Here is a 23491-nt window from a genome sequence, read left to right as displayed (position 1 = left end):
AGGTCACACCTGTTCCCATGCCGAACACAGTAGTTAAGCTCTCCAGCGCCGATGGTAGTTGGGGCTTTGCCCCTGCAAGAGTAGGACGCCGCCAGGCTAGAGAAAATAGCTGTAATGCAATTAGTGCATTACAGCTATTTTGTTTTGACAAAGGTATTTACAATTGCTCTTTATCTATTTGGAATATAGTAGCACTTCATCATGAAGATTATGCTAATTGATTTTTGCTAACTAAGAGTAAATCACACAGGATTTTCTCAACAAATAAGCCAAATTGCTGACTAGGAATGTTAAGCTAGCGGGAGTAGTATTTAATCATTCTATTTAATATTTGCACTTATTTTTTCTGTAAAAATCCCTTTCATTAGTGTTTCTAAGGATAGCTCTGCAACGAACAGTTTAAAAATTTCATGTTTTGACGTAAACTGTAAATAAGGTATGTGTTTTTTTAGAATCAATTGAAGGTAGTGATCGCCGTGGCCCTTTTTCGTGTATACAAGCCTCAGCCACCCTTGTCAGCTTTTATACATATTTTTTGGTTATACAAAGGCTACCACCCGTCCCATGAAATGGAGCGTGTCCTACCGGATGGCTCTATGGAATTGGTTATTAATCTTGAAGATGACTTGATTAAGGTATACGATCAAGAGAATCATGACCGGTTCAAAAGTTTTCGTGGGAGCCTGATCTCCGGCCCGCATTCAGACTTTGCTGTTATCGACACAGCATGTCAAGCATCAACAATTGGGGTTCATTTTAAGCCTGGTGGTGCATTTCCATTTTTTAAATTGCCAGTTAATGAATTGCGCAATGAGCACGTGTCGTTGGATACACTTTGGGGGGCAAAAGCGACGGATATACGAGAACAATTACTTGAGGCAGAAACGCCGGTTGCCAAATTTAGAATTCTTGAACACTGCTTAGTGGAGATGATAACTAAAGACTCGGTACACCATCCCGCAGTTGTATTCGCACTAAAGAAATTTCAGGCTTTCCCTCATCAGCGGAAAATTGCTGATGTGACTGAACAAATCAGTTTGAGTTCACGGCGATTTATTCAGGTATTCAAGGAAGAAGTCGGATTGACACCTAAACAATTCACCCGTATTCAACGCTTTCAGAATGTGCTTCGGCTCATCAAAGGTGAAAAGCAAGTCGATTGGACAGATATTGCTTTTAACTGCGGTTATTATGACCAGGCACATTTTATCCGCGATTTCCAATCTTTTTCCGGTCTTAGTCCAACAACATACCATTCGCATCAAGGTAAACAACAAAATCATGTTCCGCTTGGTTAATGTTAATAGGGTCATTTTTTTACAATACAACGCCTTCCAACCTGACTTAGAATATATTTGATGCAATAGTTCCAGTAATACTTTTGGAATGAACGCATCTAAATTAACTATATTGGAGGAATGTTTCATGACACCTGACACAAAGGCCATTCCTAAAGGTCATCATGCTGTGACACCATACATGATTACCAAGGGGGCAGTCGATGCCATTACGTTTTACAAAAAGGCGTTCGGAGCCACTGAATTAATGCGTCTAACTGACGACAGTGGAAAGGTTCGGCATGCAGAGATCAAGATTGGAGATTCACCAATCATGATCGTTGACGAGTTTCCGGAATACCCTATTATGCAGAGCCCGCAGTCTCTTGGAGGAGCTACGATGCATATATTTCTTTATGTTGAGGACGTGGATGCAATTTTTGCCCAAGCTATTGATGCAGGCGCAAAGGAACTAGAGCCTGTGGAAGAACATTCTGAAGGTGATCGACGCGGAGGAATAATGGATCCTTTTGGACACATTTGGTGGATTGCGACACATGTAAAGGACGTACCACTTGAGGAACTGTAGCAACCTGATTCTGTTGTTGGTTTCTCCCTTCAAGGCCCAGCGACTTCCGCAATCGGGTGCTTTTCTGTAAAAGAAAGGCACCTATTTACATATTCGGATAGGTTTTGTGGAATAGGACCCATGTTGAAATTGATATTTTTTAATTATATGGCACGATTGTTAAAAAGTAGAACAATTTGGTCATAATTCCACACCTTTTCCGATTACCCACTAATAAAAAGTAATGTGAAACCTGAATAAATATAAAAGCAATTCTCCGTACACCTACGAGGAATTAAAGGTAAAGGATACGTTCGGAACATTTTTTAAGGTTGAAAGCCGCATTCTATTGCGACTTAACATGTAAAAGTGTTATGGAATATAGAAAAACGATGTTTGCCCTATAAAATGATTCAATCAAACACAGCGGCCTTATCGGGATTACGTAAAAATTCAAAAAGCATTTTTAGTTGATGTTCGGTATTTCTGCCGGTGGATAATGTCGGCAGATCGTGTTCCGGAAAAAAATTAATGTCCTTTGTTTCAATTCCAGTTTTAGCATTACCGCCGACTATCTTACACCGTATAAATAACTTATAATAGTGATATGGCTGTGGTGGATGGGCATGGTGATTCATGTCCAGAATCGCGAGTAACCTAGTTGCAGTCACATCAAAACCAGCTTCCTCTTTTATTTCCTTTACAGCATTTTCTGATGCAGATAGACCTATATCACAAAATCCACCGGGTAGTGACCATTTATCATCAATTTTTTCTTTTACCATCAAAATTCGGTCCTCTTTAAATACTACTCCACGCACATCTACTTTAGGTGTCTGATATCCTGTTTCATTGGAGAAAAGGTTCATTACCTTTTGAAAGTTGAGTTCTGTGTATTCTGCCATAATTTCGGCACTTATCTCATGTAATTCCAGATATCGCTCCACATCAAATTTATCTTTTGAAAAGGCTAATCCTGACTGAGAAAGGGCTTGTATCCGCTGTGCCCATTTGAGCCATTTATAACTCAACTTTACCCACCTGCTTCCCAATAGCGTTTTTCGCAAATTCCTTTTTAAAAAGATAAGTATATAAATTTAGGCTCTATTCTGCTCTCGGCAGGGTAAGCCACGTCCGGCCCCAGCGCCCAGCGACTAGTGGACTTCCCTCACCTCCGTACGATAAGTCAACATCGGTTCGCTTTTAGCTCACCGTGTTTCCTTTATCTCCTACGGCTCAGTCCAGTCCATACGTCGCTAAACGGGCGCTTGCGCCTTTGTTCGTTCCATCTATATTGTAATTCGATAATACTGATAAAAATCCTTTACCAATCTTATATTTTTTCTGGAACAATCATATATTTGTAAGCAATGTATGTTTGGAACTGCTGCGTTAACTGTCTATTTTACGAATTTTCCTGTAAAATAAAAGGTCCATCAACAAATTTTAAGGAGGTGCATGCTTATGACAGACTATTTTGACCAGATATTTGGGGACCATTTTCTTTTAATCATGCTGCGTGTTTTTGTTGCCTTGGTATTATCCGGGGTCATTGGCTTTGAACGGGAGCTTAAAAATCACTCAGCGGGCTTTCGCACTCATATATTGGTTGGAATCGGTTCCTGTTTAATGATGTTATTATCATTATATGGATTTGAAGCATACATAGATCGTTACGATAATATCCGTTTTGATCCGACGCGTATCCCTTCCTATGTTATTAGCGGTATTGGTTTTCTTGGAGCTGGAACAATTATTGTTTATGGAGGAACGGTTCGCGGACTAACAACAGCTGCTTCCATTTGGGCAGTAGCAGGTCTTGGGCTGGTTATCGGGATAGGTATGTATGGAACAGCTGTTTTTACAACACTCGTAATTTTGCTTAGTTTAATTTTCCTGAATAACTTTGAAAGGCTATTTCGAAAAGGACGTTCCTCTTCTTTGATTGAAATTGTAGCATTGCCCGATTTGCAAATAAGCAATATTGTATCCATTTTGGAATCGTATCATATAACCATTAAAAAAGTAGAAATTGTCCAAGTCGAAAATAATTTAAGAAGTATTTTTATTAAAGTGAATAAAGATACGGAATTAGATAAAATTTCTTTGTTTGAGGAAATGTCCAGGGTAGAGTTTGTAAAAAACATTAGCGAGAGAAGCTAACGAATAAAGCAAAATTTCATTCAGTGGTGGTTTTCGACGCACAGGACGTGACGGTTTTCGCCTGCCCTTCCTCCTCCACCTTTACGTTTTGGTACTCATGCTAAAGGTGGAGGTATTGCAGACCGTTATACGTGATAAAATTTCCGCGATAGTGTGTTTTGATTCTGCTGACATTGTCTAAAATAAATAAGAACAATGTGTTTGCATCTCTGCCAATTTGTCGTATAATAAAAATAAAGTCAAAGATAGTCAAAGTCAAATGCAATAGACATTGGTTCGCATTGAAGGAGAAGGAGGCTTCGCTTATGAGCAACATCTCGGACGTGATTGAGCAATACTTAAAACAAATACTCAAGCAGGCTCAACAGGATGCAATTGAAATTAAGCGCAGTGAAATAGCCGATCAATTCCAATGTGTTCCATCACAAATAAATTATGTGATTAACACAAGATTTACGATTGAAAAGGGGTATATCGTAGAGAGTAAGCGTGGGGGCGGCGGGTATATTCGGATAATGCGTGTGAAACATCAGGAAAAATCTGAACTGATTGATGAAATAATTCAGCTGATTAATCCAACTGTAACGCAACAGGCTGCTCTTGATGTTTTGGATCGGCTATTAGAGGAAAAGTTAATTACGGAACGAGAAGCAAAAATCATGTTAAGTGCAATTGGAAGAAATACGTTAGCGTTTCAATTACCGCTTCGTGACGAAGTTCGTGCACGTGTGTTAACAGCAATGCTGACAACATTAAAGTACTTAAACAAATAAAACGTCTCGTGCGTTGGGAGGGGAAAAAGATGGAGTGTCAGGAATGTCAAAAACGGCCTGCCACGTTACACTTTACTCAGGTTGTCAACGGAAATAAAATAGAAGTCCATGTGTGTGAAGTTTGTGCCAAGGAAAAAGGATATATGACGTATCCTGAGGAAGGCTATTCATTTCATAATCTGTTAACCGGCTTATTTAATTTTGAACCATCACCAATGAGCAGTCATAGTAATTCTGCATTTACTCAACCAAAAGAATTGCAATGTCCGCAATGCGGAATGTCATTTGCTGAATTTAAACGGGTTGGAAAATTTGGCTGTGCATCATGCTATCATACATTTTCTGAGCGGCTGGATCCAATCCTGCGCCGGGTTCATAGTGGAAATACCAAACATTTTGGAAAAATCCCCAAACGTCAGGGTGGCGATTTACATGCTAAAAAACAGCTGGAAGATTATAAAGTACAGCTAAAGGCATTGATCGACAAAGAGGAGTTTGAAGAAGCGGCGGAAGTTCGGGATAAAATTAAAGATTTGGAAAAAGAAATGCGGGGTGACCAGTCATGACCTTAGAACACTTCGTCAATAATGCAATAAGTCCTTGGATGCATGATGAAGGGCCTGACAATGATATTGTGCTGAGCAGCCGAATTCGATTGGCACGTAATTTTGCAAAGGTTTCTTTTCCGCTTGCAGCAGAACAGGAAGAGCTTGAGGAAATTCTGCAATTTTTTAAGACAGAATATGCTCATCAGACATTTCAAGAGTATCAGGATTTGGAATTCATCTCAATACCAGAGCTGACACCGACAGAAAAGCGTGTTTTAGTTGAAAAACATCTCATTAGTCCGCATCTGGCAAAACATGCACAAACAGCAGCGGCAGTAATTTCAAAAAATGAGCAGGTCTCCGTCATGATCAATGAGGAGGATCATATTCGTATCCAGCTATATTTTCCTGGACTTCAACTGGATAAGGCCTTGGAAAAAGGATTTGAATTTGATGATTGGCTGGAAGAAAAAATTAATTATGCGTTTGATGAAGCAAGAGGCTATTTGACAAGCTGTCCAACAAACGTAGGAACAGGAATGCGAGCTTCGGTCATGATGCACTTGCCGTCATTAACCATTACGAGGCAGATTAACCGGATGATCCCGGCAATTAATCAGCTTGGGCTTGTTGTCCGGGGGATTTACGGTGAGGGTAGTGAAGCGTTAGGTAACATTTTTCAAATTTCCAATCAGATAACACTTGGTAAGTCTGAGCAGGATATTGTCGGAGATTTGCAAGGTGTTGTTAAACAATTGATTGAGCAGGAACGAAATGCAAGAGCCCGATTAATGGAACAATCAGGAAAACGGCTCGAGGATCGGATTTATCGTTCGTATGGTGTTTTGAAATATAGCCGGATTATGGAATCAAAAGAAGCAGCAGGCTGTTTATCAAATGTCCGATTGGGAATTGATTTAGGCTTAATCAAAAATGTTTCCAGAAATATCCTGAACGAGCTAATAATCCTTACACAGCCAGGGTTCCTTCAACAATATGCAAAGAAGAATCTGACTGCTGACGAACGGGATGTATTGCGGGCATCACTTATTCGAGAACGCTTAAAATTGGAAAAATAATAGTGGGAGGAAACTTGCTTATGATGTTTGGACGTTTTACAGAACGAGCGCAAAAGGTTTTGGCGCTATCACAGGAGGAAGCGGTCAGACTTGGCCACAACAATATTGGAACAGAGCATATTTTATTAGGCCTCGTTCGCGAAGGCGATGGAATTGCAGCAAAGGCATTGCAATCATTAGGTCTTGAAGTTGAAAAAATTCAGCAGGAGGTAGAGCAGCTCATCGGGGTAGGGAAACAGGCCATGCAGACGATTCACTATACCCCTCGTGCTAAAAAAGTAGTGGAATTATCACAAGATGAGGCTAGAAAACTAGGGCACTCCTATGTTGGAACAGAACATATATTACTAGGATTAATCCGTGAAGGCGAGGGTGTTGCTGCCCGGGTGTTAAATAACCTTGGTGTCAGTTTGAATAAAGCGCGCCAGCAAGTATTACAGCTGCTTGGCAGTAACGAATCACAAGCTGGGCGGCAGGGAAGAGGTCAATCAGCAAGTGCAAATACACCAACACTGGATTCCTTGGCAAGGGATCTGACAGCGACTGCTAAAGAAGGAAATATTGACCCTGTTATTGGCAGAACGAAAGAAATCGAACGTGTTATTCAAGTATTAAGCCGCCGGACCAAAAATAACCCGGTATTAATCGGGGAGCCCGGTGTCGGAAAAACAGCTGTGGCAGAAGGGCTGGCACAGCAAATAATCAATAATGAGGTTCCGGAAACATTACGCGATAAACGGGTCATGACCCTTGATATGGGGACCGTTGTTGCCGGCACAAAATACCGTGGTGAATTTGAAGATCGTCTAAAAAAGGTGATGGAAGAAATCCGGCAAGCAGGCAATATTATTTTGTTCATCGATGAATTGCATACATTAATTGGGGCAGGTGGGGCTGAAGGTGCAATTGATGCCTCCAATATTTTAAAACCATCACTCTCTCGTGGTGAATTACAATGTATTGGTGCGACGACACTGGATGAATACCGTAAATACATTGAAAAAGACGCAGCGCTTGAGCGCAGGTTTCAGCCGATTCAGGTTGATGAACCGACACTCGAGGAAACCATTCAGATTCTAAAAGGGCTCCGGGATCGTTATGAGGCACATCATCGAGTAACCATTACCGATGAGGCGATCGATGCAGCAGCGAATTTATCCGACCGTTATATAACGGATCGCTTTTTACCCGACAAGGCAATTGATCTAATTGATGAAGCTGGTTCAAAGGTTCGCTTGCGTTCGTATACGGTGCCGCCTAATTTAAAGGAATTAGAGCAAAATCTGGAAGAGATACGCAAGGAAAAAGACGCTGCTGTACAAAGCCAGGAATTTGAAAAAGCTGCATCGTTACGCGATTCGGAACAACGACTAAGGGAAGAGTTGGAGACAACCAAAAATCAGTGGAAAGAAAAACAAGGTCAGGAAAGTTCAGAAGTGACAGTTGAGGATATTGCCAAAGTCGTCTCCACCTGGACTGGGGTACCTGTTTCGAAATTAACGAAGGATGAAAGTGAACGGTTATTGAACATGGAAGCGATTTTGCATAATCGTGTAATTGGTCAGGAAGAGGCGGTTAAAGCAGTGGCAAAAGCAATTCGCAGGGCTCGTGCAGGATTAAAAGATCCAAAACGCCCAATCGGCTCATTTATTTTCCTTGGGCCTACAGGAGTTGGCAAAACCGAACTTGCTCGTGCCTTAGCGGAAGTAATGTTTGCTGATGAAGATGCCATGATTCGGATTGACATGTCGGAGTATATGGAAAAACATGCTACCTCCCGGCTTGTTGGCTCTCCTCCTGGCTATGTCGGCTATGAAGAGGGCGGGCAGCTGACCGAGAAAGTACGCAGGAAGCCATATTCGGTTGTCTTGCTTGATGAAATAGAAAAAGCGCACCCCGAAGTCTTTAATATTTTATTGCAAGTATTAGAGGATGGACGGTTGACCGATTCAAAGGGCCGGGTTGTTGATTTTCGCAATACCGTATTAATTATGACGTCTAACGTTGGTGCAAGTGAACTTAAACGCAATAAATACGTTGGCTTTAACCTCGGTGAAGAAGGCCAGGAATATAAGGACATGAAGTCTAAAGTAATGGAAGAATTGAAAAAGGCATTTCGCCCAGAGTTTTTAAACCGGATTGATGAGACTATTGTATTCCACTCATTAGAGAAAAAACATATGAAAAATATTGTTACTTTAATGGTACAGCAATTGCAGCGCCGGTTAAAGGACCAGGAAATTGACTTTTCTCTTACCGATAAGGCGTTAGAGAAAATAGCAAATGAAGGGTTTGATCCGGAATATGGTGCACGTCCATTACGCCGATCCATTCAAAAAAATGTCGAGGATTTGCTTTCTGAAGAATTACTAAAAGAAACAATTGCGAAAGGCCAAAAAGTAAAAATCGGATTAAACAATAAAGGTGATTTTATCGTTTTAGCTTAGTAAAACAGCCAGCAGGACCCCTCCTTGCTGGCTTATTCTTTAACCTCTGACATCCGGCTTCCGACATCCGACCTCTGTTATGTGGCATAGTTATGAAAAAAAGTTTATAAAATTGATAGATTGCTGTAACTTTGATGTTACGCAATTCGTATATAATATAGGTTAAGCTGAAAGGAATGGATCCCAGTGGCAAAACGCAAGACGAAATTTGTATGCCAGGATTGCGGCTATGAATCGGCAAAATGGATGGGAAAATGCCCAGGCTGCAATCGATGGAACACGTTAGTTGAAGAAGTGGAAGCAACGGGTAACAGAAGTAGTCATGGACTAGCAAGGGATATAAGACAAGCTAGTAAACCGGAAAAGATAACAGCAATTGAGTCACAGAAGGAACCACGTATTACAACCACGATGAAGGAGTTTAACCGGGTGCTTGGCGGCGGAATTGTCCCAGGCTCGCTTGTATTAATTGGCGGTGATCCGGGTATTGGCAAATCTACATTACTGCTGCAAATCTCCTCACAGCTTGCTGAGAAACAACTGCAGGTACTTTATATTTCCGGAGAGGAATCCGGCAGACAAACGAAACTTCGGGCAGATCGTCTAGGAATAACCGCTGATTCATTGTATGTTTTGTCGGAAACAAATTTGTACGACATTGCCAATCACATTGAGAAGATTAACCCGTCGTTTGTTGTAATTGATTCTATCCAGACCATTTTTCGTGAAGAAGTTACGAGTGCACCTGGAAGTGTATCGCAGGTTCGGGAGTGTACAAGTGAGTTAATGAAAATTGCCAAAACAAACGGGGTTCCGATATTTATTGTTGGTCATGTGACCAAAGAAGGAGCGATAGCCGGACCAAGGATGCTTGAGCATATGGTTGACGCGGTTCTTTACTTTGAAGGGGAGAGGCATCATACGTATCGCATATTACGTGGAGTAAAAAACCGCTTCGGCAGTACAAATGAAATGGGAATTTTTGAAATGAAGGAAGCTGGTCTTCGCGAGGTATTAAACCCTTCTGAAATATTTCTGGAGGAACGGTCACATGGTGCTGCTGGCTCTACGGTTGTTGCGTCCATGGAAGGGACAAGACCTGTACTAGTGGAAATTCAGGCGTTAATTTCTCCTTCGAGCTTTGGAAACCCGCGCAGGATGGCCACAGGGGTTGATGCAAATCGTGTCCCTTTATTAATGGCTGTATTAGAAAAGCGTGTTGGATTAATGTTACAGAACCAAGATGCATATATTAAGGTTGCGGGTGGTGTTAAATTGGATGAACCTGCTATCGACTTGGCGATTGCTGTTGCCATTGCTTCCAGTTTCCGTGATCAGCCCACAAAACCGGATGATATTTTTATTGGAGAGGTCGGTTTAACTGGTGAAGTTAGACGTGTTTCCCGCATCGAACAACGTGTACAGGAGGCAGCTAAACTGGGATTTAAACGTGTCATCTGTCCGGAAAATAACTTGGATGGCTGGACGGTACCTAAATCAATTCAAGTTGTTGGCGTCAAAACAGTGCAGGAAGCATTAGAGGAGGGGATGGGGAGGTAGAATTTTCTGAAACTAAAGCAGAATTTAGTAAAATTAAATTGACACTGTCATTTTATTGTGATAAAATTTTATGTTTACCTAATTGACTAGATTTTACAGCTATGCTATTCTTTATTTATTGTTAGTAGCTATAATTCCATTTTTTAGACTAATTTTTTTAAAAGTAGGTAATACTGAGTGGTGGGAGGTGACAGTGGTGCTGAAAAAAATTGTACATTTATTCTTTCTGATTACAGGTGGTACCATTGGGTATTTATATATACCAGATATCATTAAATTATTAGATTTTACGCAAATGGAATGGGTTCTATCACCATACCTGGGGTTAATAACTGGGGCAATTATTTTGTTTCTATTTTCGTTCTTGGTTGCAGATTACATTGTTGACTTTCTAAGGTGGATTGAGGAAGCGCTGGTGAAGATTCCGGTTGATGATTTGTTTTTTGGCAGTCTGGGATTAATAGTTGGTCTGGTAATTGCGTTTTTAATTAATATTCCGTTGACTGATATTAAAATTGATATTGTGTCACAGGTGCTGCCGCTCTTTATAACCATTCTGTTAGGCTACTTTGGGTTTCAGGTTGGTTTTAGGCGCAGGGATGAATTAAAGAATTTATTTAACTATAATCGCAAAGAACGGGACAAAAAACGGGTTGCAGAAGGCGAAGGAACGGAGCAAAGCCAGCCAAAAGCTAAAATATTGGATACAAGTGTGATTATCGATGGACGGATTGCGGATATTTGTCAAACGAGCTTTTTAGAAGGAACGATTGTAATCCCACAGTTTGTTTTAGGTGAACTGCAGCATATTGCGGACTCATCTGATGCCTTGAAACGTAATCGGGGACGCCGTGGTTTAGACGTATTAAATCGTATTCAAAAGGAATTACCGGTAAAAGTTGAAATTTACGAAGGTGATTTTGAAGAAATTCAAGAGGTAGACAGCAAACTGATTAAACTGGCAAAAGTAATCAACGGAATTGTTGTTACGAATGATTTTAATTTAAATAAGGTATGTGATTTGCAAGGTGTTCACGTATTAAATATTAACGATTTGGCAAATGCAGTGAAGCCGGTTGTTCTTCCTGGTGAAGAATTAATGGTGCAAGTGATCAAGGATGGTAAGGAACAGAATCAGGGGATTGCCTATCTGGATGACGGAACAATGATTGTTGTGGAGGAAGGCCGTGATTATATCGGCAAAACGATTGAGGTACTGATCACAAGCGTTTTACAAACTTCCGCAGGCCGAATGATTTTTGCAAAACCAAAATTACTTGAAAAAGCATTATAAAAGAGGTATAACTTATTAAGAATGGAAAAGTGATAACAGTATATGTTATCGCTTTTTGCATTAAAGCGCGTGTTCAAAAAATCGTGTTTATCGTTTGGTGACTTTTTGAACATCCTCTTAAAGCGAAAGTGTTTCATTAAAATAGAATAATCGTAAAACAAGGAAGGGGTCACACTATGACTAATCAAGTTCGTGTTCGTTATGCGCCGAGCCCAACAGGCCATTTACATATTGGGAATGCTAGAACGGCATTATTTAATTATTTATATGCAAAACATTTTGATGGGAAGTTCATTCTTCGTACCGAGGATACAGATCAGAAGCGGAATGTAGCTGGCGGGGAGGAAAGTCAGTTTTATTATTTGAAATGGCTTGGGATCGAATGGGATGAAGGTGCGGATATTGGCGGAGAATACGGACCATACCGGCAAATGGAGCGGCTGGATATATATCAAAAATATATTGATGATTTGCTGGAAAGGGGATTGGCGTATAAATGCTATATGACGGAAGAAGAACTGGAAGCAGAGCGCGAAGAACAACGCGCGAAAGGCCAGGCACCGAAATATTCCGGTGCACATCGTCATTTAACAGCTGAACAGATGGCAGCTTTTGAACAAGCGGGTCGTAAGCCAAGCATTCGTTTTCGTGTTCCGGATAACACAACATATACCTTCCCGGACATGGTTCGCGGTAACATTACCTTTGAATCAAGCGATTTTGGCGATTGGGTTATTGTCAAGAAGAATGGTATCCCGACATACAATTTTGCCGTTGCAATCGATGACCATCTGATGGAAATCACCCATATTTTACGTGGCGAAGAGCATATTTCCAACACACCGAAACAAATGATGATTTATGAAGCATTTGGCTGGGAAGCCCCAAAGTTCGGGCATATGACGCTTATTTTAAATGAAGAGCGGAAAAAACTAAGCAAGCGTGATGAACACATTTTGCAATTTATTGAGCAGTATCGTAATTTAGGTTATTTACCAGAAACATTGTTCAATTTCATTACGTTGCTTGGCTGGTCTCCAGTTGGTGAGGAAGAAATTTTTTCGAAGGATAAGCTGATTGAGATATTTGATCCAGAACGATTGTCGACATCAGCAGCCATTTTTGATCCACAGAAGCTTAAGTGGATGAATAATGAGTATATTAAAGCGTTGGATCTGGAACAGGTTATTGCGTTAACGATGCCATACCTGATTGAGGCTGGCAAGCTGCCTGAAAATATGGATCAGGAAACGCGTATCTGGGCAGAAAAAGTAATTGCGCTATATAAAGAACAGCTTCGGTATGGTGCGGAAATCGTAGAATTGACAGAGCTATTTTTCAAAGAGCATATTGAATACGACGAAGCATCAATGGAAGTTTTACGTGAGGAACAGGTTCCGGAAGTGTTGCAGGTGTTTGCTGATAAGCTGATTCATTTGGATGAATTTAATAAAGACACGATTAAAGCTGAAATCAAGGCTACGCAAAAAGAAACAAAGCATCGCGGGAAAAAGCTGTTTATGCCAATTCGCGTGGCAACAACTGGTCAAATGCATGGCCCGGAGCTGCCAATGGCAATTGAACTGTTAGGAAAAGACGTTGTGTTGGCTCGTCTGGATAAAATTCTTACACAACTTGGAGCTTAATATGTTCACATTCCGCCCAAAATATAATATAGTAATAATACAATATTGAACGTTGATAAGGAGAAGTAAAAAACGTGCTTTTTACCCAGAGAGAATCACCACCGGCTGCGAGTGATTTTAAAAAGTGTTTTTGAAATGCACCTTGGAGTCCGTTATGGAATTAAATGTACATAACGGCGGTACCCTGCCGTTATCAGAAGCTGAAGTTGGGAGAATATATCTTCAAACAGGGTGGAACCGCGCAAGGTGATGCGTCTCTGTGTAATTCATACACAGAGACGCTTTTTTTAATTTGGCAAGGTGTAGGCGGTATTTAACCAGTTGGAAGTAAATTGATATGTCAATCAAGGAGGTGTTTGAATGGGGATATTCAAACGCATGAAAGAGGATATGGATGTCGTTTTTGAACAGGATCCTGCTGCACGGACTTATTTTGAAGTATTTTTAACTTATTCAGGTTTGCATGCAATATGGTCACACCGAATTGCGCATGTTTTTTATAAACGGAGGATGTTTTTTATTGCCCGGGTTATTTCGCAGGTCAGCCGTTTTTTTACGGGGATCGAAATTCACCCGGGAGCCAAAATTGGCCGGCGGTTCTTCATTGACCATGGGATGGGGGTCGTTATTGGAGAGACCTGTGAAATAGGAGATAATGTTACCGTCTTTCAAGGTGTAACGTTAGGTGGAACTGGAAAAGAGAAAGGGAAACGGCATCCGACGGTTAAGGATAATGCATTAATATCAACAGGCGCAAAAGTGTTAGGATCCATTACAATCGGTGAAAGTGCTAAAGTAGGTGGTGGATCTGTTGTGCTGCATGATGTCCCAGACCATTCGACGGTTGTTGGTATTCCGGGAAGGGTTGTTGTGCAAAATGGAGAGAGGGTCCGTCGTGATTTGGACCACCATAAGCTGCCTGACCCTGTCTTGGGACAATGTGAGCATTTGCAGGCGGAGATCGATTCATTGAGAGAAGAAATAGCCAGGTTGAAGGAAGGGAAGCAAAATGCCGATAACTCTTTATAATACGCTGACGCGAAAAAAGGAAGTCTTTAAACCGCTTCAAGCAGGAAAAGTAAGTATGTATGTTTGTGGCCCAACGGTTTATAACTATATTCATATTGGAAATGCAAGACCAGCCATTGTGTTTGACACGGTCAGAAGGTATTTTGAATATCGCGGATTCGATGTTGACTATGTTTTAAATTTCACGGATGTTGATGACAAAATTATTAAAGCAGCAAAAGAAGCTGGTGAAGATGTTCCTGAACTGGCGAATCGTTTTATTGCTGCCTATTTGGAGGATGTTGGTGCACTAGGTGTGAAGCAAGCAACATTAAATCCGCGGGTAACGGAAACAATGGATGATATCATCGATTTTATCGCAACTCTAATAGATAAAGGATACGCCTATAGTGTTGACGGGGATGTGTATTTTAAACCCCGGGCATTTGACGGATACGGGAAATTGTCTCATCAATCGATCGATGAGCTCAGGTCTGGTGCTCGTATTCAGATTGGCGAGAAAAAGACGGATCCACTTGATTTTGCCCTTTGGAAAAAAGCAAAGCCTGGTGAAATCGCCTGGGACGCACCATGGGGAGAAGGGCGCCCGGGCTGGCATATTGAATGCTCAGCAATGGTAAGAAAATACCTTGGGGATACGATCGATATTCATGCGGGTGGGCAAGATCTGGCGTTTCCGCATCACGAAAATGAAATTGCCCAATCAGAGGCGATGACAGGCGAAACATTTGCCAACTATTGGATGCATAATGGGTATATTAATATTAATAACGAAAAAATGTCCAAATCTCTTGGGAATTTTGTTTTAGCAAGGGAATTAATCGAGGCGCATGATCCACAGGTTGTCCGGTTCTTTATGCTTAGTGTCCATTACCGCAATCCGATTAATTTTAGTGAAGAGCTTTTAAAAGGTGCGGAAAATAGTTTGGATCGTATTAGAACTGCCTATCTTAATTTAGGACACCGAAAACAAACAAGTATGAACCTGGAAAAAAATAATGATCAGTGGCTGGCAAAAATCAGTGAGCTAAGAAAAAGCTTTGAAGCGGAAATGGATGATGATTTTAATACAGCAAATGCAATTTCCGTATTATTTGACTTAACGAAAGAGGCAAATCTCTATTTGGAATCGAACCACACGGCAACGAATGTCATCGAAGCATTCCAAACGTCGATTTCCGATTTACTCGGTATCCTTGGGTTGAGAGTTGAGCAAGAAGAGGAACTATTGGACGAAGCTGTCGAGGCCTTAATTCAAGAACGGATTGAAGCAAGAAGGAACCGCGATTTCGAACGAGCAGATGAAATACGCGATACATTGAAGGAAAAGAAGATTATCCTGGAAGATACGCCGCAAGGGACGCGCTGGAAAAGGGGTAGCAATGGAAATTGATGTAAAGCAGCTTAAGAGTTTAGCCCTTGCCTATATGGGGGACGCCGTTTATGAGTTGCATGTCAGGGAGCACCTGATTCGTTCAGGTCAGGTGCGGCCCAATCAGCTGCATCAGCTGGCGGTCACGTTTGTAGCGGCAAAGTCACAGGCTGATGTCATTTTACATTGGCTGGACAATACATTTTTAACGGAAACAGAAAAACAAGTAGTATCCCGGGGGCGAAATGCCAAATCAGCATCAGTCCCGAAAAACACAAGTGTACAAACGTATCGATACAGTACTGCATTTGAGGCGTTAATTGGGTATCATTATTTATTGGGAAACAACGAACGATTAACTGAATTACTTACAAAAGCCGTTTTGTTTGTAGAAGAAAGGGGCACTTAGGATGGATCAGGAAATGATTATTGGGAAAAACCCTGTTATCGAGGCATTAAAGTCTGGCCGATCCGTGAACAAACTATTGATTTCCGAGCAATTAAACCCAAATACACAGGGGAAGTTACGGCAGCTTGCCAAACATGCAGATACCATTGTGCAAAAGGTCCCCAAAACAAAACTGGACAAGCTTGTAAACGGAAACCATCAAGGTGTTATAGCCTACGTTGCTTCCTATCAATATGCGACAATTGACGATTTGTTTACGGTAGCCAGTACGCGGGGGGAAGCCCCTTTTTTCATTATTTTGGACGAGTTGGAGGACCCGCATAACTTAGGGTCGATTTTACGAACGGCGGATGCTGCCGGTGCACATGGTGTCATTATTCCAAAGCGGCGCTCGGTTGGTCTAACTGCTACCGTTGCCAAAACGGCTGCAGGAGCTTTGGAACATATTCCAGTCGCCCGTGTAACCAATATTGCACAGGCAATGGATGGGTTAAAAGCAAAAAATATCTGGGTCGTTGGTACAGAAGCAGAAGGAACAGAGGACTATCGTTCGCTTGACGGTACGTTGCCAATCGCGGTGGTCATCGGCAACGAGGGGAAAGGGATGAGCCGGCTGGTAAAAGATAAATGTGACTGGACTGTCAGCCTGCCAATGAAAGGGTATGTCTCTTCACTAAACGCCTCCGTTGCCTGCAGTTTGCTTCTATACGAGGTATTTCGGAAAAGGCATCCGCTTGGAGAATGACAGATGGATGTAATCGTTGTTGATGGGTATAACATTATTGGTGCATGGGAAGAACTTCAGCGTCTAAAAGAAAGGGATATGGCGCAAGCGAGAGACCGTTTAATCGAACGGATGGCTGAATATAAAGCATTCACAGGAAACCGGGTTATTATTGTGTTTGATGCTTATTTTGTGAAAGGCATCGCCAGCAAGCTAAATGAATATCAGGTAGAGATCATCTATACAAAGGAAAAGGAAACCGCTGACGAATGTATTGAAAAACTTGTTAAAGATTTAAAAAATGTAGACAACCAGGTATATGTTGCAACCTCTGATTATGCGGAGCAGCAAACCATTTTCGGGCGTGGTGCCTTACGTAAATCAGCCAGGGAGTTAGCTATTGAATTAAAAAATATCGAGGTAGAGATTGAAGAGAGTATTGACCAATATGCAAACGACAAACCACAACTAAAAATACCACTCAAAAAGAATGTCCTGGAAACATTTGAAAAATGGCGGCGAGGGGATAAATAATAGGAATTTGCGTATCGGTTACCCGTAGCCTGTCCAGTCCAGCCGCTTCCGACTCCTGAAAATTCCCTGTTGATGTTTGCAAACGGTTGCGGTATACTGGTTCTATATATGGACTGTTCAGAGTCGGGGGGTCATACTTGGTGAGTGTCAAGCAGATAGAGACAGATCATAAAAGCTTGCAAATGCTTGATGATGATGCGATCATCCAATTGATCCAGAACGGTAATAGTCATGCGCTTGATTTTTTGATTAACAAATACCGAAGTTTTGTCCAAGCAAAGGCACGTACGTATTTTTTAATCGGTGCGGATAAAGAGGATATTGTTCAAGAAGGAATGATTGGTCTATACAAAGCAATACGGGATTTTGATGAGGACAAGCTATCATCATTCAAAGTATTTGCTGAGCTTTGCATAACTCGTCAAATTATCACAGCGATTAAAACAGCTACCAGGCAAAAGCATATCCCGCTCAACTCCTATGTTTCTTTGGACAAGCCAATCTATGACGAGGAATCAGATCGTACATTGCTGGATGTCATCGCGGGGTCGAAAGCAATCGACCCACAGGAACTGTTAGTAAACAGGGAACGGTTTGGTGATATGGAAGATAAGCTATCTGAATTATTGAGCGAATTGGAGAAGCAGGTATTGAATTTATATTTGGATGGACAAACGTACCAGGAAATTTCGGTGGAATTGAAACGTCACGTCAAGTCCATAGACAATGCGCTGCAGCGTGTGAAACGGAAACTCGAACAGCTGATTAATTCGAGCGAAGTCAGCTTGTAGAAGGCGTTGACATTGACTGGCAACAGTGCTACATTAAGTTAGTAACAAAAGCATGCTTCCCTGATAGTAATGCTTTAACGTTATGCTTCACTGCTTTTAAATTTTATAAATGCCTAAGGAGAAAGGCGCTGGAGCCGGACGTTGCCTACTCTGACATGAGCAGAAAGAGTCAGGATTCTTATACTTTCTTACCTAACGAAAAAAACCCGCCAATGGGGTGGTGAAATGAATAAAAAGGTAACATTAGCGTGTACAATATGTTCAAGTCGAAATTATACTACTACTAAAAATGTATCCACTCAACCGACACGCTTGGAAGTACGGAAATATTGCAAAACATGCGGAAAACATACACCGCACCGTGAAACGAAATAAGATAGAACGGCAGGGAGTTTGGGGGTACAAGCATGAAAGTTATTAAGTTTTTTAAAAATGTGTCTCGGGAAATGAAAAAGGTTAGCTGGCCAAAAGGTAAAGAGTTAACAAGTTATACGATAACGGTAATAACAACGGTCGTATTTGTTGCAATTTTTTTCACTTTGGTTGATCTTGGGATTACACAGATATTAGAATTGTTTTAACTGAATAATAATGCTATATTTATGCTATAATGAAAAATAAATAAAACTTTTTTTGAAAACCCGGGTTAACGGGTTTTTTAATATTGTTTTAATATAGGTTGCAAAAAATCCAGCCTGGTTTAGGGTAAGGAATCTATCCGAGCTCCTGCCTCTAACCTCTGGCATTTGAAAAGGGAGGGAAGGGCAAGCGGCTTTGTCCTGTTCTAATGGAGAAAAATTGGTATGTTGTTCATACGTATTCAGGGTATGAAAACAAGGTGAAAACAAATTTGGAGAAACGTGTTGAATCAATGGGCATGGAAGACAAGATTTTTCGTGTAATCGTCCCGGAAGATGAAGAAACAGAAATTAAAAATGGGAAGAAAAAAGTTTCCAAGAAGAAATTCTTCCCTGGCTATGTATTAACAGAAATGATTATGACCGATGATTCATGGTATGTGGTAAGGAATACCCCTGGCGTAACTGGTTTTGTGGGCTCGAGCGGCCATGGATCAAAGCCAACCCCTCTACTGGCTGATGAGGTGGACACTGTTTTGAAACGGATGGGTATGGCTGATCCGGTTACCCAGATTGACTTTGCATTAAAAGAAAATGTAACGGTTAAAGAAGGGCCTTTCGCAAATTTCACAGGAACCATTGAACACATTGACGTCGATAAACAAAAAGTGAAAGTGCATGTTAATATGTTTGGCCGGGAAACACCAGTCGAATTAGACTTCTCGCAAATTGAAAAACTATAACAGCGGCTTCGGGACCTAAGCTGGTGCTTTCAATTTCTGGTCGGCTTAACGTATTGGATTCCAGTGTACTCCAACAAAAAATATGAGACGAGACCTTGCATTATTTGTTGATTCATGCTAAAATTCTTTTGTTATTTATGTCCTCAGTTACTAGAGGAAAATGGCTAATTATGAGTGGGAGGGGCAACCCCTATTACCACATCACGGACTTTAAGGAGGTGTGTCTCGTGGCTAAAAAAGTAATCAAGTTAGTAAAATTGCAAATCCCGGCTGGAAAGGCAACCCCAGCACCGCCAGTAGGACCGGCATTAGGTCAAGCGCAAATTAACATTATGGGATTTTGTAAAGAATTTAATGCGCGTACGCAAGATCAAGCTGGTATGATTATTCCGGTTGAAATCTCGGTTTTTGAAGACCGTTCATTTACATTTATTACAAAAACTCCACCTGCAGCCGTTCTGTTGAAAAAAGCAGCTGGTATTGATACTGCATCAGGTGAGCCGAACCGTAATAAAGTTGCAACAGTAAAACGCGACAAAGTAAAAGAAATTGCGGAAACAAAAATGCCTGATTTAAATGCCGCTGATGTAGAAGCAGCGATGCGCATGGTTGAAGGAACAGCGAAAAGCATGGGTATTGCAATAGAGGACTAATCTTAAAGGCAGAAGTGGCCGTTTAGCAGCCGCTTTAGCCAGACTAATCTGAAAAGCGGAAGCGGCTGTTTAGCGACGTATGGACTGGACTGAGCCGTAGGAGATAAAGGAAACACGGTGAGCTGGAAGCGAGCCGATGTTGACTTATCGTACGGAGGTGAGGGAAGTCCACTAGTCGCTGGCCGCTGGAGCTAGACTAATGCTCATCCGTTTTTACGGTACAGGTTGCGATAATGGGCTTCCACCCTTCGCAGCCTTTTTCGTGAATGGGTGCTTGCGTTAGAATAAAAGTGAGGCAGAGTCAGATTGGTATTTTATGAGCAATCTGACCTCTAACCTCTGGCATCTGGAAAGACACATTCAGCTGTTTTTCCAAGTGGGAGGTCTAACCGCTATAAACCACAAACCATAGGAGGAAATAAAATGGCTAAAAAAGGTAAAAGATATCAAGAAGCAGCAAAGCTTGTTGATCGCTCAAAAGCGTATGAAGTTGATGAAGCTATTGCATTAGTAAAACAAACCGCTAAAGCGAAATTTGATGAAACAGTTGAAGCTGCATTTCGTTTGGGCGTGGATCCGAAAAAAGCGGACCAGCAAATCCGCGGTGCTATGGTGTTACCACATGGTACGGGTAAAACACAACGCGTTCTGGTTTTTGCTAAAGGCGACAAAGTTAAAGAGGCAGAAGCGGCCGGAGCAGATTATGTAGGTGACCAGGACTTGATTAATAAAATTAACCAAGGCTGGTTTGAATTTGATGTCATCGTGGCAACACCAGACATGATGGCTGAAGTTGGTAAACTCGGTCGAGTACTAGGACCTAAAGGGTTGATGCCAAATCCTAAAACGGGAACAGTTACATTTGAAGTGGAAAAAGCTGTTAACGAAATTAAGGCCGGGAAAGTGGAATATCGTGTCGATAAATCTGCTAACATTCATGTCCCTATTGGAAAAATTTCATTTGATAATGAAAAACTGGCTGAAAACTTTGTAGCAGTAATTGAACAGCTTGTAAAAGTAAAGCCTCAAGCAGCAAAAGGCGTTTATATGCGCAATGTATCGGTAACTTCAACAATGGGTCCTGGAATTAAAGTAGATGTTTCTAATTATCGTTAATTATAAAATGATAATTATTGACTTTTAAATTGTGATCAGCTATACTGAATACCGTTATAAAATTGAATACGTTGTACCGTAGACAGCAGGTGCGAGACATTCGCTTAATTTCCCGCCGAGGTCTTTAAGAACAAATACGATCATAATTGATAAAGATTTGTTATACAAAGCCTTCATGTCTGCATGAAGGCTTTTCTATGTCCGGTATGATGAATAATAACAGGAGGTGGAACAATGGCAAATAGCAATATTGTTGCGCAAAAACAACAGGTTGTACAAGATATCGCTGACAAATTTAATGCAAGTCAATCTACACTATTAGTGGATTACCGTGGTCTCGATGTTGCTGAAGTTACGGAATTGCGTAAACAGCTTCGTGAAGCAAATGTTGAATTCAAAGTTTATAAGAACTCCATGGCTCGACGTGCTGTCGATTCAGTTGAACTAGGGGAATTAGGTGAAAAATTGGTTGGCCCAACAGCAATTGCGTTCAGTAATGAGGATGTTATAGCACCGGCTAAAATTCTGAACAAATTCGCCAAAGATCATGATGCATTAGAAATTAAAGGCGGCGTAATTGAAGGGAAAATCGCAACACTTGACCAAATTAAAGAGCTTGCTGATCTGCCAAATTACGAAGGTATGGTTTCGATGCTGCTTAGTGTGCTTCAAGCACCTATACGTAATCTTGCGTATGCTGCGAAACAGGTTGCAGAACAAAAAGAAGAACAAGGCGCGTAATTTTGTGTCTATCGATAGGAAAATACAAATCAATTAAAATGAAATCAGGAGGAAATAAATTATGACTAAAGAGCAAATTATTGATGCTATTAAAGAAATGTCAGTTTTAGATTTAAACGATCTTGTTAAAGCGATCGAAGAAGAATTTGGCGTTACAGCTGCAGCACCAGTTGCAGTAGCAGGTGGAGCAGGTGGCGGAGAAGCTGCTGAAGAACAAACTGAATTTGATGTAGTACTTGAAGGTGCTGGAGCAGCAAAAATTAAAGTTGTTAAAGCAGTTCGTGAAATTACCGGGCTTGGTCTTAAAGATGCAAAAGACTTGGTTGATAACGCTCCAAAAGCTATTAAAGAAGGCGTATCAAAAGAGGAAGCCGAAGAAGTTAAAGGTAAACTTGAAGAAGCTGGAGCAACTGTTGAAGTCAAGTAATACTGGAAAAGGATGTTCAAAAAATCTCCAAATGATAGCGGCGACTTTTGAACACGTACTGAAAGAAAGCTCGTCGAATTAGCGACGGGCTTTCCATATATCTTCTCTGATCTATACATTATAACAAAGTAGGTGCCCGGATGGCTGAGCATTACTTTACACAAAAACCTCAATCTAAAAGTTCACCCGAGACATGGAGTTATCAACTAAAAGGAAGATTATATACATTCACGAGCGATCATGGTGTATTTTCAAGAAATGAAGTCGACTTTGGTTCGCGTTTACTGATCGAGGAATTCATTGAACCGGCTGTTAGTGGCGATTTTCTGGACCTTGGTTGTGGATATGGCCCGATCGGAATTGTCTTGGCAGATCATTTTAAACGAAATGTTAAGCTAGCTGACGTCAATGAACGGGCACTGAAGCTGGCGCAACAAAATGCAGCAATGAATCACGTTGAGAATGTCTCGTTTATAGCAAGTGACCGGTTTGCCAATTTGACAACGTACAAGTTTGCAGCAATCATAACCAATCCACCAATCAGGGCTGGTAAGAAAATAGTTCATGCTATGTTTGAAGAAAGTAAACGTCAACTAGTAGATCATGGTGAATTATGGGTTGTCATTCAAAAGAAACAAGGTGCACCATCAGCTAAAGCGAAATTGCAAACGTTATTTGGCAATGTCGAGGTAGTAGCTCGATCCAAAGGGTATTTTATTTTGCGAGCTGAGAAGTTATAAAATCAAAGCGGAACAGGACTGGTTGGCAAGGTATGCCACGTCCAGCTCCAGTACCCAGCGACTAGTGGACTTCCTTCACCTCCGTACGATAAGTCAACATCGACTCCCTCTGGTCGTCGTGTTTCCTTTATCTCCTACGGTTCAGTCCAGTCCATACGTCGCTAAACGGGCACTTCCGCTTTTGGGTTGACCTTATAATTCCCTTATGTTATTATAATAAAATGCTAACATGGGACTTCCTTTGTCAAGGGAAATTTTCATGAAAAATGAAACGTATAT

The 23491-nt window shown here is 41.2% G+C and carries 25 protein-coding genes, 1 rRNA gene and 2 other annotated features; of the genes, 25 read left to right on the top strand and 1 reads right to left on the bottom strand.

Annotated features, from left to right (window positions below; genetic code table 11):
* From rrf to IEX12_RS14600, 3 genes are all read left to right on the top strand, one after another.
* Nucleotides 1–97 (top strand): 5S ribosomal RNA (rrf, locus tag IEX12_RS14610); the annotation flags it as partial.
* 370 nt (nucleotides 98–467) lie between these two features.
* Nucleotides 468–1298 carry a DUF6597 domain-containing transcriptional factor gene (locus IEX12_RS14605; protein WP_308777868.1) on the top strand — a complete coding sequence of 277 codons (831 nt, stop codon included), beginning with the start codon at nucleotides 468–470 and terminating at the stop codon, nucleotides 1296–1298.
* A gap of 127 nt (nucleotides 1299–1425) precedes the next feature.
* Nucleotides 1426–1866: a VOC family protein gene (locus tag IEX12_RS14600; protein WP_088051796.1), complete on the top strand. Its 441-nt coding sequence runs from the start codon at nucleotides 1426–1428 to the stop codon at nucleotides 1864–1866.
* Between the two features lie 392 nt (nucleotides 1867–2258).
* Here IEX12_RS14600 and IEX12_RS14595 read toward each other — a convergent pair whose 3' ends face one another.
* On the bottom strand, nucleotides 2259–2876 hold the full coding sequence (locus IEX12_RS14595) for an NUDIX hydrolase (protein ID WP_088051797.1): 618 nt from the start codon (nucleotides 2874–2876) through the stop codon (nucleotides 2259–2261).
* Nucleotides 2877–3309: 433 nt separating this feature from the next.
* Between IEX12_RS14595 and IEX12_RS14590 the strand changes: the two genes are divergently transcribed.
* From IEX12_RS14590 to IEX12_RS14485, 22 genes are all read left to right on the top strand, one after another.
* Entirely contained in the window at nucleotides 3310–4008 is a 699-nt protein-coding gene (locus IEX12_RS14590; protein WP_088051798.1) for an MgtC/SapB family protein, read from the top strand.
* 305 nt (nucleotides 4009–4313) lie between these two features.
* Complete coding sequence (locus tag IEX12_RS14585) at nucleotides 4314–4781, top strand: CtsR family transcriptional regulator (protein ID WP_088051799.1); 468 nt, start codon at nucleotides 4314–4316, stop codon at nucleotides 4779–4781.
* A 29-nt stretch (nucleotides 4782–4810) separates the two neighbouring features.
* Nucleotides 4811–5347, top strand: coding sequence for a protein-arginine kinase activator protein McsA (gene mcsA / locus IEX12_RS14580; protein WP_102414315.1), 537 nt, complete (start codon nucleotides 4811–4813; stop codon nucleotides 5345–5347).
* Entirely contained in the window at nucleotides 5344–6408 is a 1065-nt protein-coding gene (gene mcsB, locus IEX12_RS14575) for a protein-arginine kinase McsB (RefSeq protein ID WP_102414316.1), read from the top strand. The genes mcsA and mcsB overlap by 4 nt, the downstream gene beginning before the upstream one ends.
* A gap of 20 nt (nucleotides 6409–6428) precedes the next feature.
* Nucleotides 6429–8855 carry an ATP-dependent protease ATP-binding subunit ClpC gene (clpC, locus tag IEX12_RS14570; protein WP_088051802.1) on the top strand — a complete coding sequence of 809 codons (2427 nt, stop codon included), beginning with the start codon at nucleotides 6429–6431 and terminating at the stop codon, nucleotides 8853–8855.
* Between the two features lie 186 nt (nucleotides 8856–9041).
* Nucleotides 9042–10415, top strand: coding sequence for a DNA repair protein RadA (gene radA / locus IEX12_RS14565; RefSeq protein WP_088051803.1), 1374 nt, complete (start codon nucleotides 9042–9044; stop codon nucleotides 10413–10415).
* Nucleotides 10416–10611: 196 nt separating this feature from the next.
* Nucleotides 10612–11709, top strand: a complete 1098-nt coding sequence (locus IEX12_RS14560) for a PIN/TRAM domain-containing protein (protein WP_088051804.1) — start codon at nucleotides 10612–10614, stop codon at nucleotides 11707–11709.
* Between the two features lie 176 nt (nucleotides 11710–11885).
* Entirely contained in the window at nucleotides 11886–13355 is a 1470-nt protein-coding gene (gene gltX, locus IEX12_RS14555; protein ID WP_088051805.1) for a glutamate--tRNA ligase, read from the top strand.
* A 43-nt stretch (nucleotides 13356–13398) separates the two neighbouring features.
* Nucleotides 13399–13617, top strand: a binding site (T-box leader).
* Nucleotides 13618–13715: 98 nt separating this feature from the next.
* Nucleotides 13716–14384, top strand: a complete 669-nt coding sequence (gene cysE / locus IEX12_RS14550; RefSeq protein WP_188725420.1) for a serine O-acetyltransferase — start codon at nucleotides 13716–13718, stop codon at nucleotides 14382–14384.
* Nucleotides 14365–15777, top strand: a complete 1413-nt coding sequence (cysS, locus tag IEX12_RS14545; RefSeq protein WP_102414319.1) for a cysteine--tRNA ligase — start codon at nucleotides 14365–14367, stop codon at nucleotides 15775–15777. The genes cysE and cysS overlap by 20 nt, the downstream gene beginning before the upstream one ends.
* The gene (locus IEX12_RS14540) at nucleotides 15767–16165 is read left to right on the top strand and encodes a Mini-ribonuclease 3 (RefSeq protein ID WP_088051807.1); all 399 of its coding nucleotides are present in this window, start codon (nucleotides 15767–15769) and stop codon (nucleotides 16163–16165) included. The genes cysS and IEX12_RS14540 overlap by 11 nt, the downstream gene beginning before the upstream one ends.
* Before the next feature lies 1 nt (nucleotide 16166).
* Nucleotides 16167–16910, top strand: coding sequence for a 23S rRNA (guanosine(2251)-2'-O)-methyltransferase RlmB (rlmB, locus tag IEX12_RS14535; protein ID WP_102414320.1), 744 nt, complete (start codon nucleotides 16167–16169; stop codon nucleotides 16908–16910).
* Nucleotides 16911–16913: 3 nt separating this feature from the next.
* Nucleotides 16914–17423, top strand: a complete 510-nt coding sequence (locus tag IEX12_RS14530) for an NYN domain-containing protein (protein WP_102414321.1) — start codon at nucleotides 16914–16916, stop codon at nucleotides 17421–17423.
* Nucleotides 17424–17563: 140 nt separating this feature from the next.
* A complete protein-coding gene (sigH, locus tag IEX12_RS14525) occupies nucleotides 17564–18214 on the top strand; it encodes an RNA polymerase sporulation sigma factor SigH (RefSeq protein WP_188725419.1) in 651 nt (216 codons plus the stop codon).
* A gap of 225 nt (nucleotides 18215–18439) precedes the next feature.
* Nucleotides 18440–18589 (top strand): 50S ribosomal protein L33, encoded by a 150-nt coding sequence (rpmG, locus tag IEX12_RS14520; RefSeq protein WP_102414323.1) that lies wholly within the window; start codon nucleotides 18440–18442, stop codon nucleotides 18587–18589.
* A 32-nt stretch (nucleotides 18590–18621) separates the two neighbouring features.
* Complete coding sequence (secE, locus tag IEX12_RS14515; RefSeq protein ID WP_102414324.1) at nucleotides 18622–18795, top strand: preprotein translocase subunit SecE; 174 nt, start codon at nucleotides 18622–18624, stop codon at nucleotides 18793–18795.
* Between the two features lie 206 nt (nucleotides 18796–19001).
* Nucleotides 19002–19535: a transcription termination/antitermination protein NusG gene (gene nusG / locus IEX12_RS14510; RefSeq protein ID WP_088051812.1), complete on the top strand. Its 534-nt coding sequence runs from the start codon at nucleotides 19002–19004 to the stop codon at nucleotides 19533–19535.
* A gap of 227 nt (nucleotides 19536–19762) precedes the next feature.
* The gene (gene rplK / locus IEX12_RS14505; protein ID WP_140392735.1) at nucleotides 19763–20188 is read left to right on the top strand and encodes a 50S ribosomal protein L11; all 426 of its coding nucleotides are present in this window, start codon (nucleotides 19763–19765) and stop codon (nucleotides 20186–20188) included.
* A 423-nt stretch (nucleotides 20189–20611) separates the two neighbouring features.
* Nucleotides 20612–21304 carry a 50S ribosomal protein L1 gene (gene rplA, locus IEX12_RS14500; RefSeq protein WP_088051813.1) on the top strand — a complete coding sequence of 231 codons (693 nt, stop codon included), beginning with the start codon at nucleotides 20612–20614 and terminating at the stop codon, nucleotides 21302–21304.
* Nucleotides 21305–21362: 58 nt separating this feature from the next.
* Nucleotides 21363–21511 (top strand) — a sequence feature (ribosomal protein L10 leader region).
* Between the two features lie 27 nt (nucleotides 21512–21538).
* The gene (gene rplJ, locus IEX12_RS14495) at nucleotides 21539–22045 is read left to right on the top strand and encodes a 50S ribosomal protein L10 (protein ID WP_088051814.1); all 507 of its coding nucleotides are present in this window, start codon (nucleotides 21539–21541) and stop codon (nucleotides 22043–22045) included.
* Between the two features lie 61 nt (nucleotides 22046–22106).
* On the top strand, nucleotides 22107–22472 hold the full coding sequence (gene rplL / locus IEX12_RS14490) for a 50S ribosomal protein L7/L12 (protein WP_088051815.1): 366 nt from the start codon (nucleotides 22107–22109) through the stop codon (nucleotides 22470–22472).
* 140 nt (nucleotides 22473–22612) lie between these two features.
* Nucleotides 22613–23212: a class I SAM-dependent methyltransferase gene (locus IEX12_RS14485; protein WP_155554878.1), complete on the top strand. Its 600-nt coding sequence runs from the start codon at nucleotides 22613–22615 to the stop codon at nucleotides 23210–23212.
* The last annotated feature ends 279 nt before the right edge of the window (nucleotides 23213–23491 follow it).

It is taken from the genome of Lentibacillus populi, assembly GCA_014642895.1.
GTDB lineage: Bacteria > Bacillota > Bacilli > Bacillales > Amphibacillaceae > Lentibacillus_C > Lentibacillus_C populi.
Note: the sequence above shows the minus strand (reverse complement) of the source record. Positions and strands in the feature narration are given on the sequence as shown.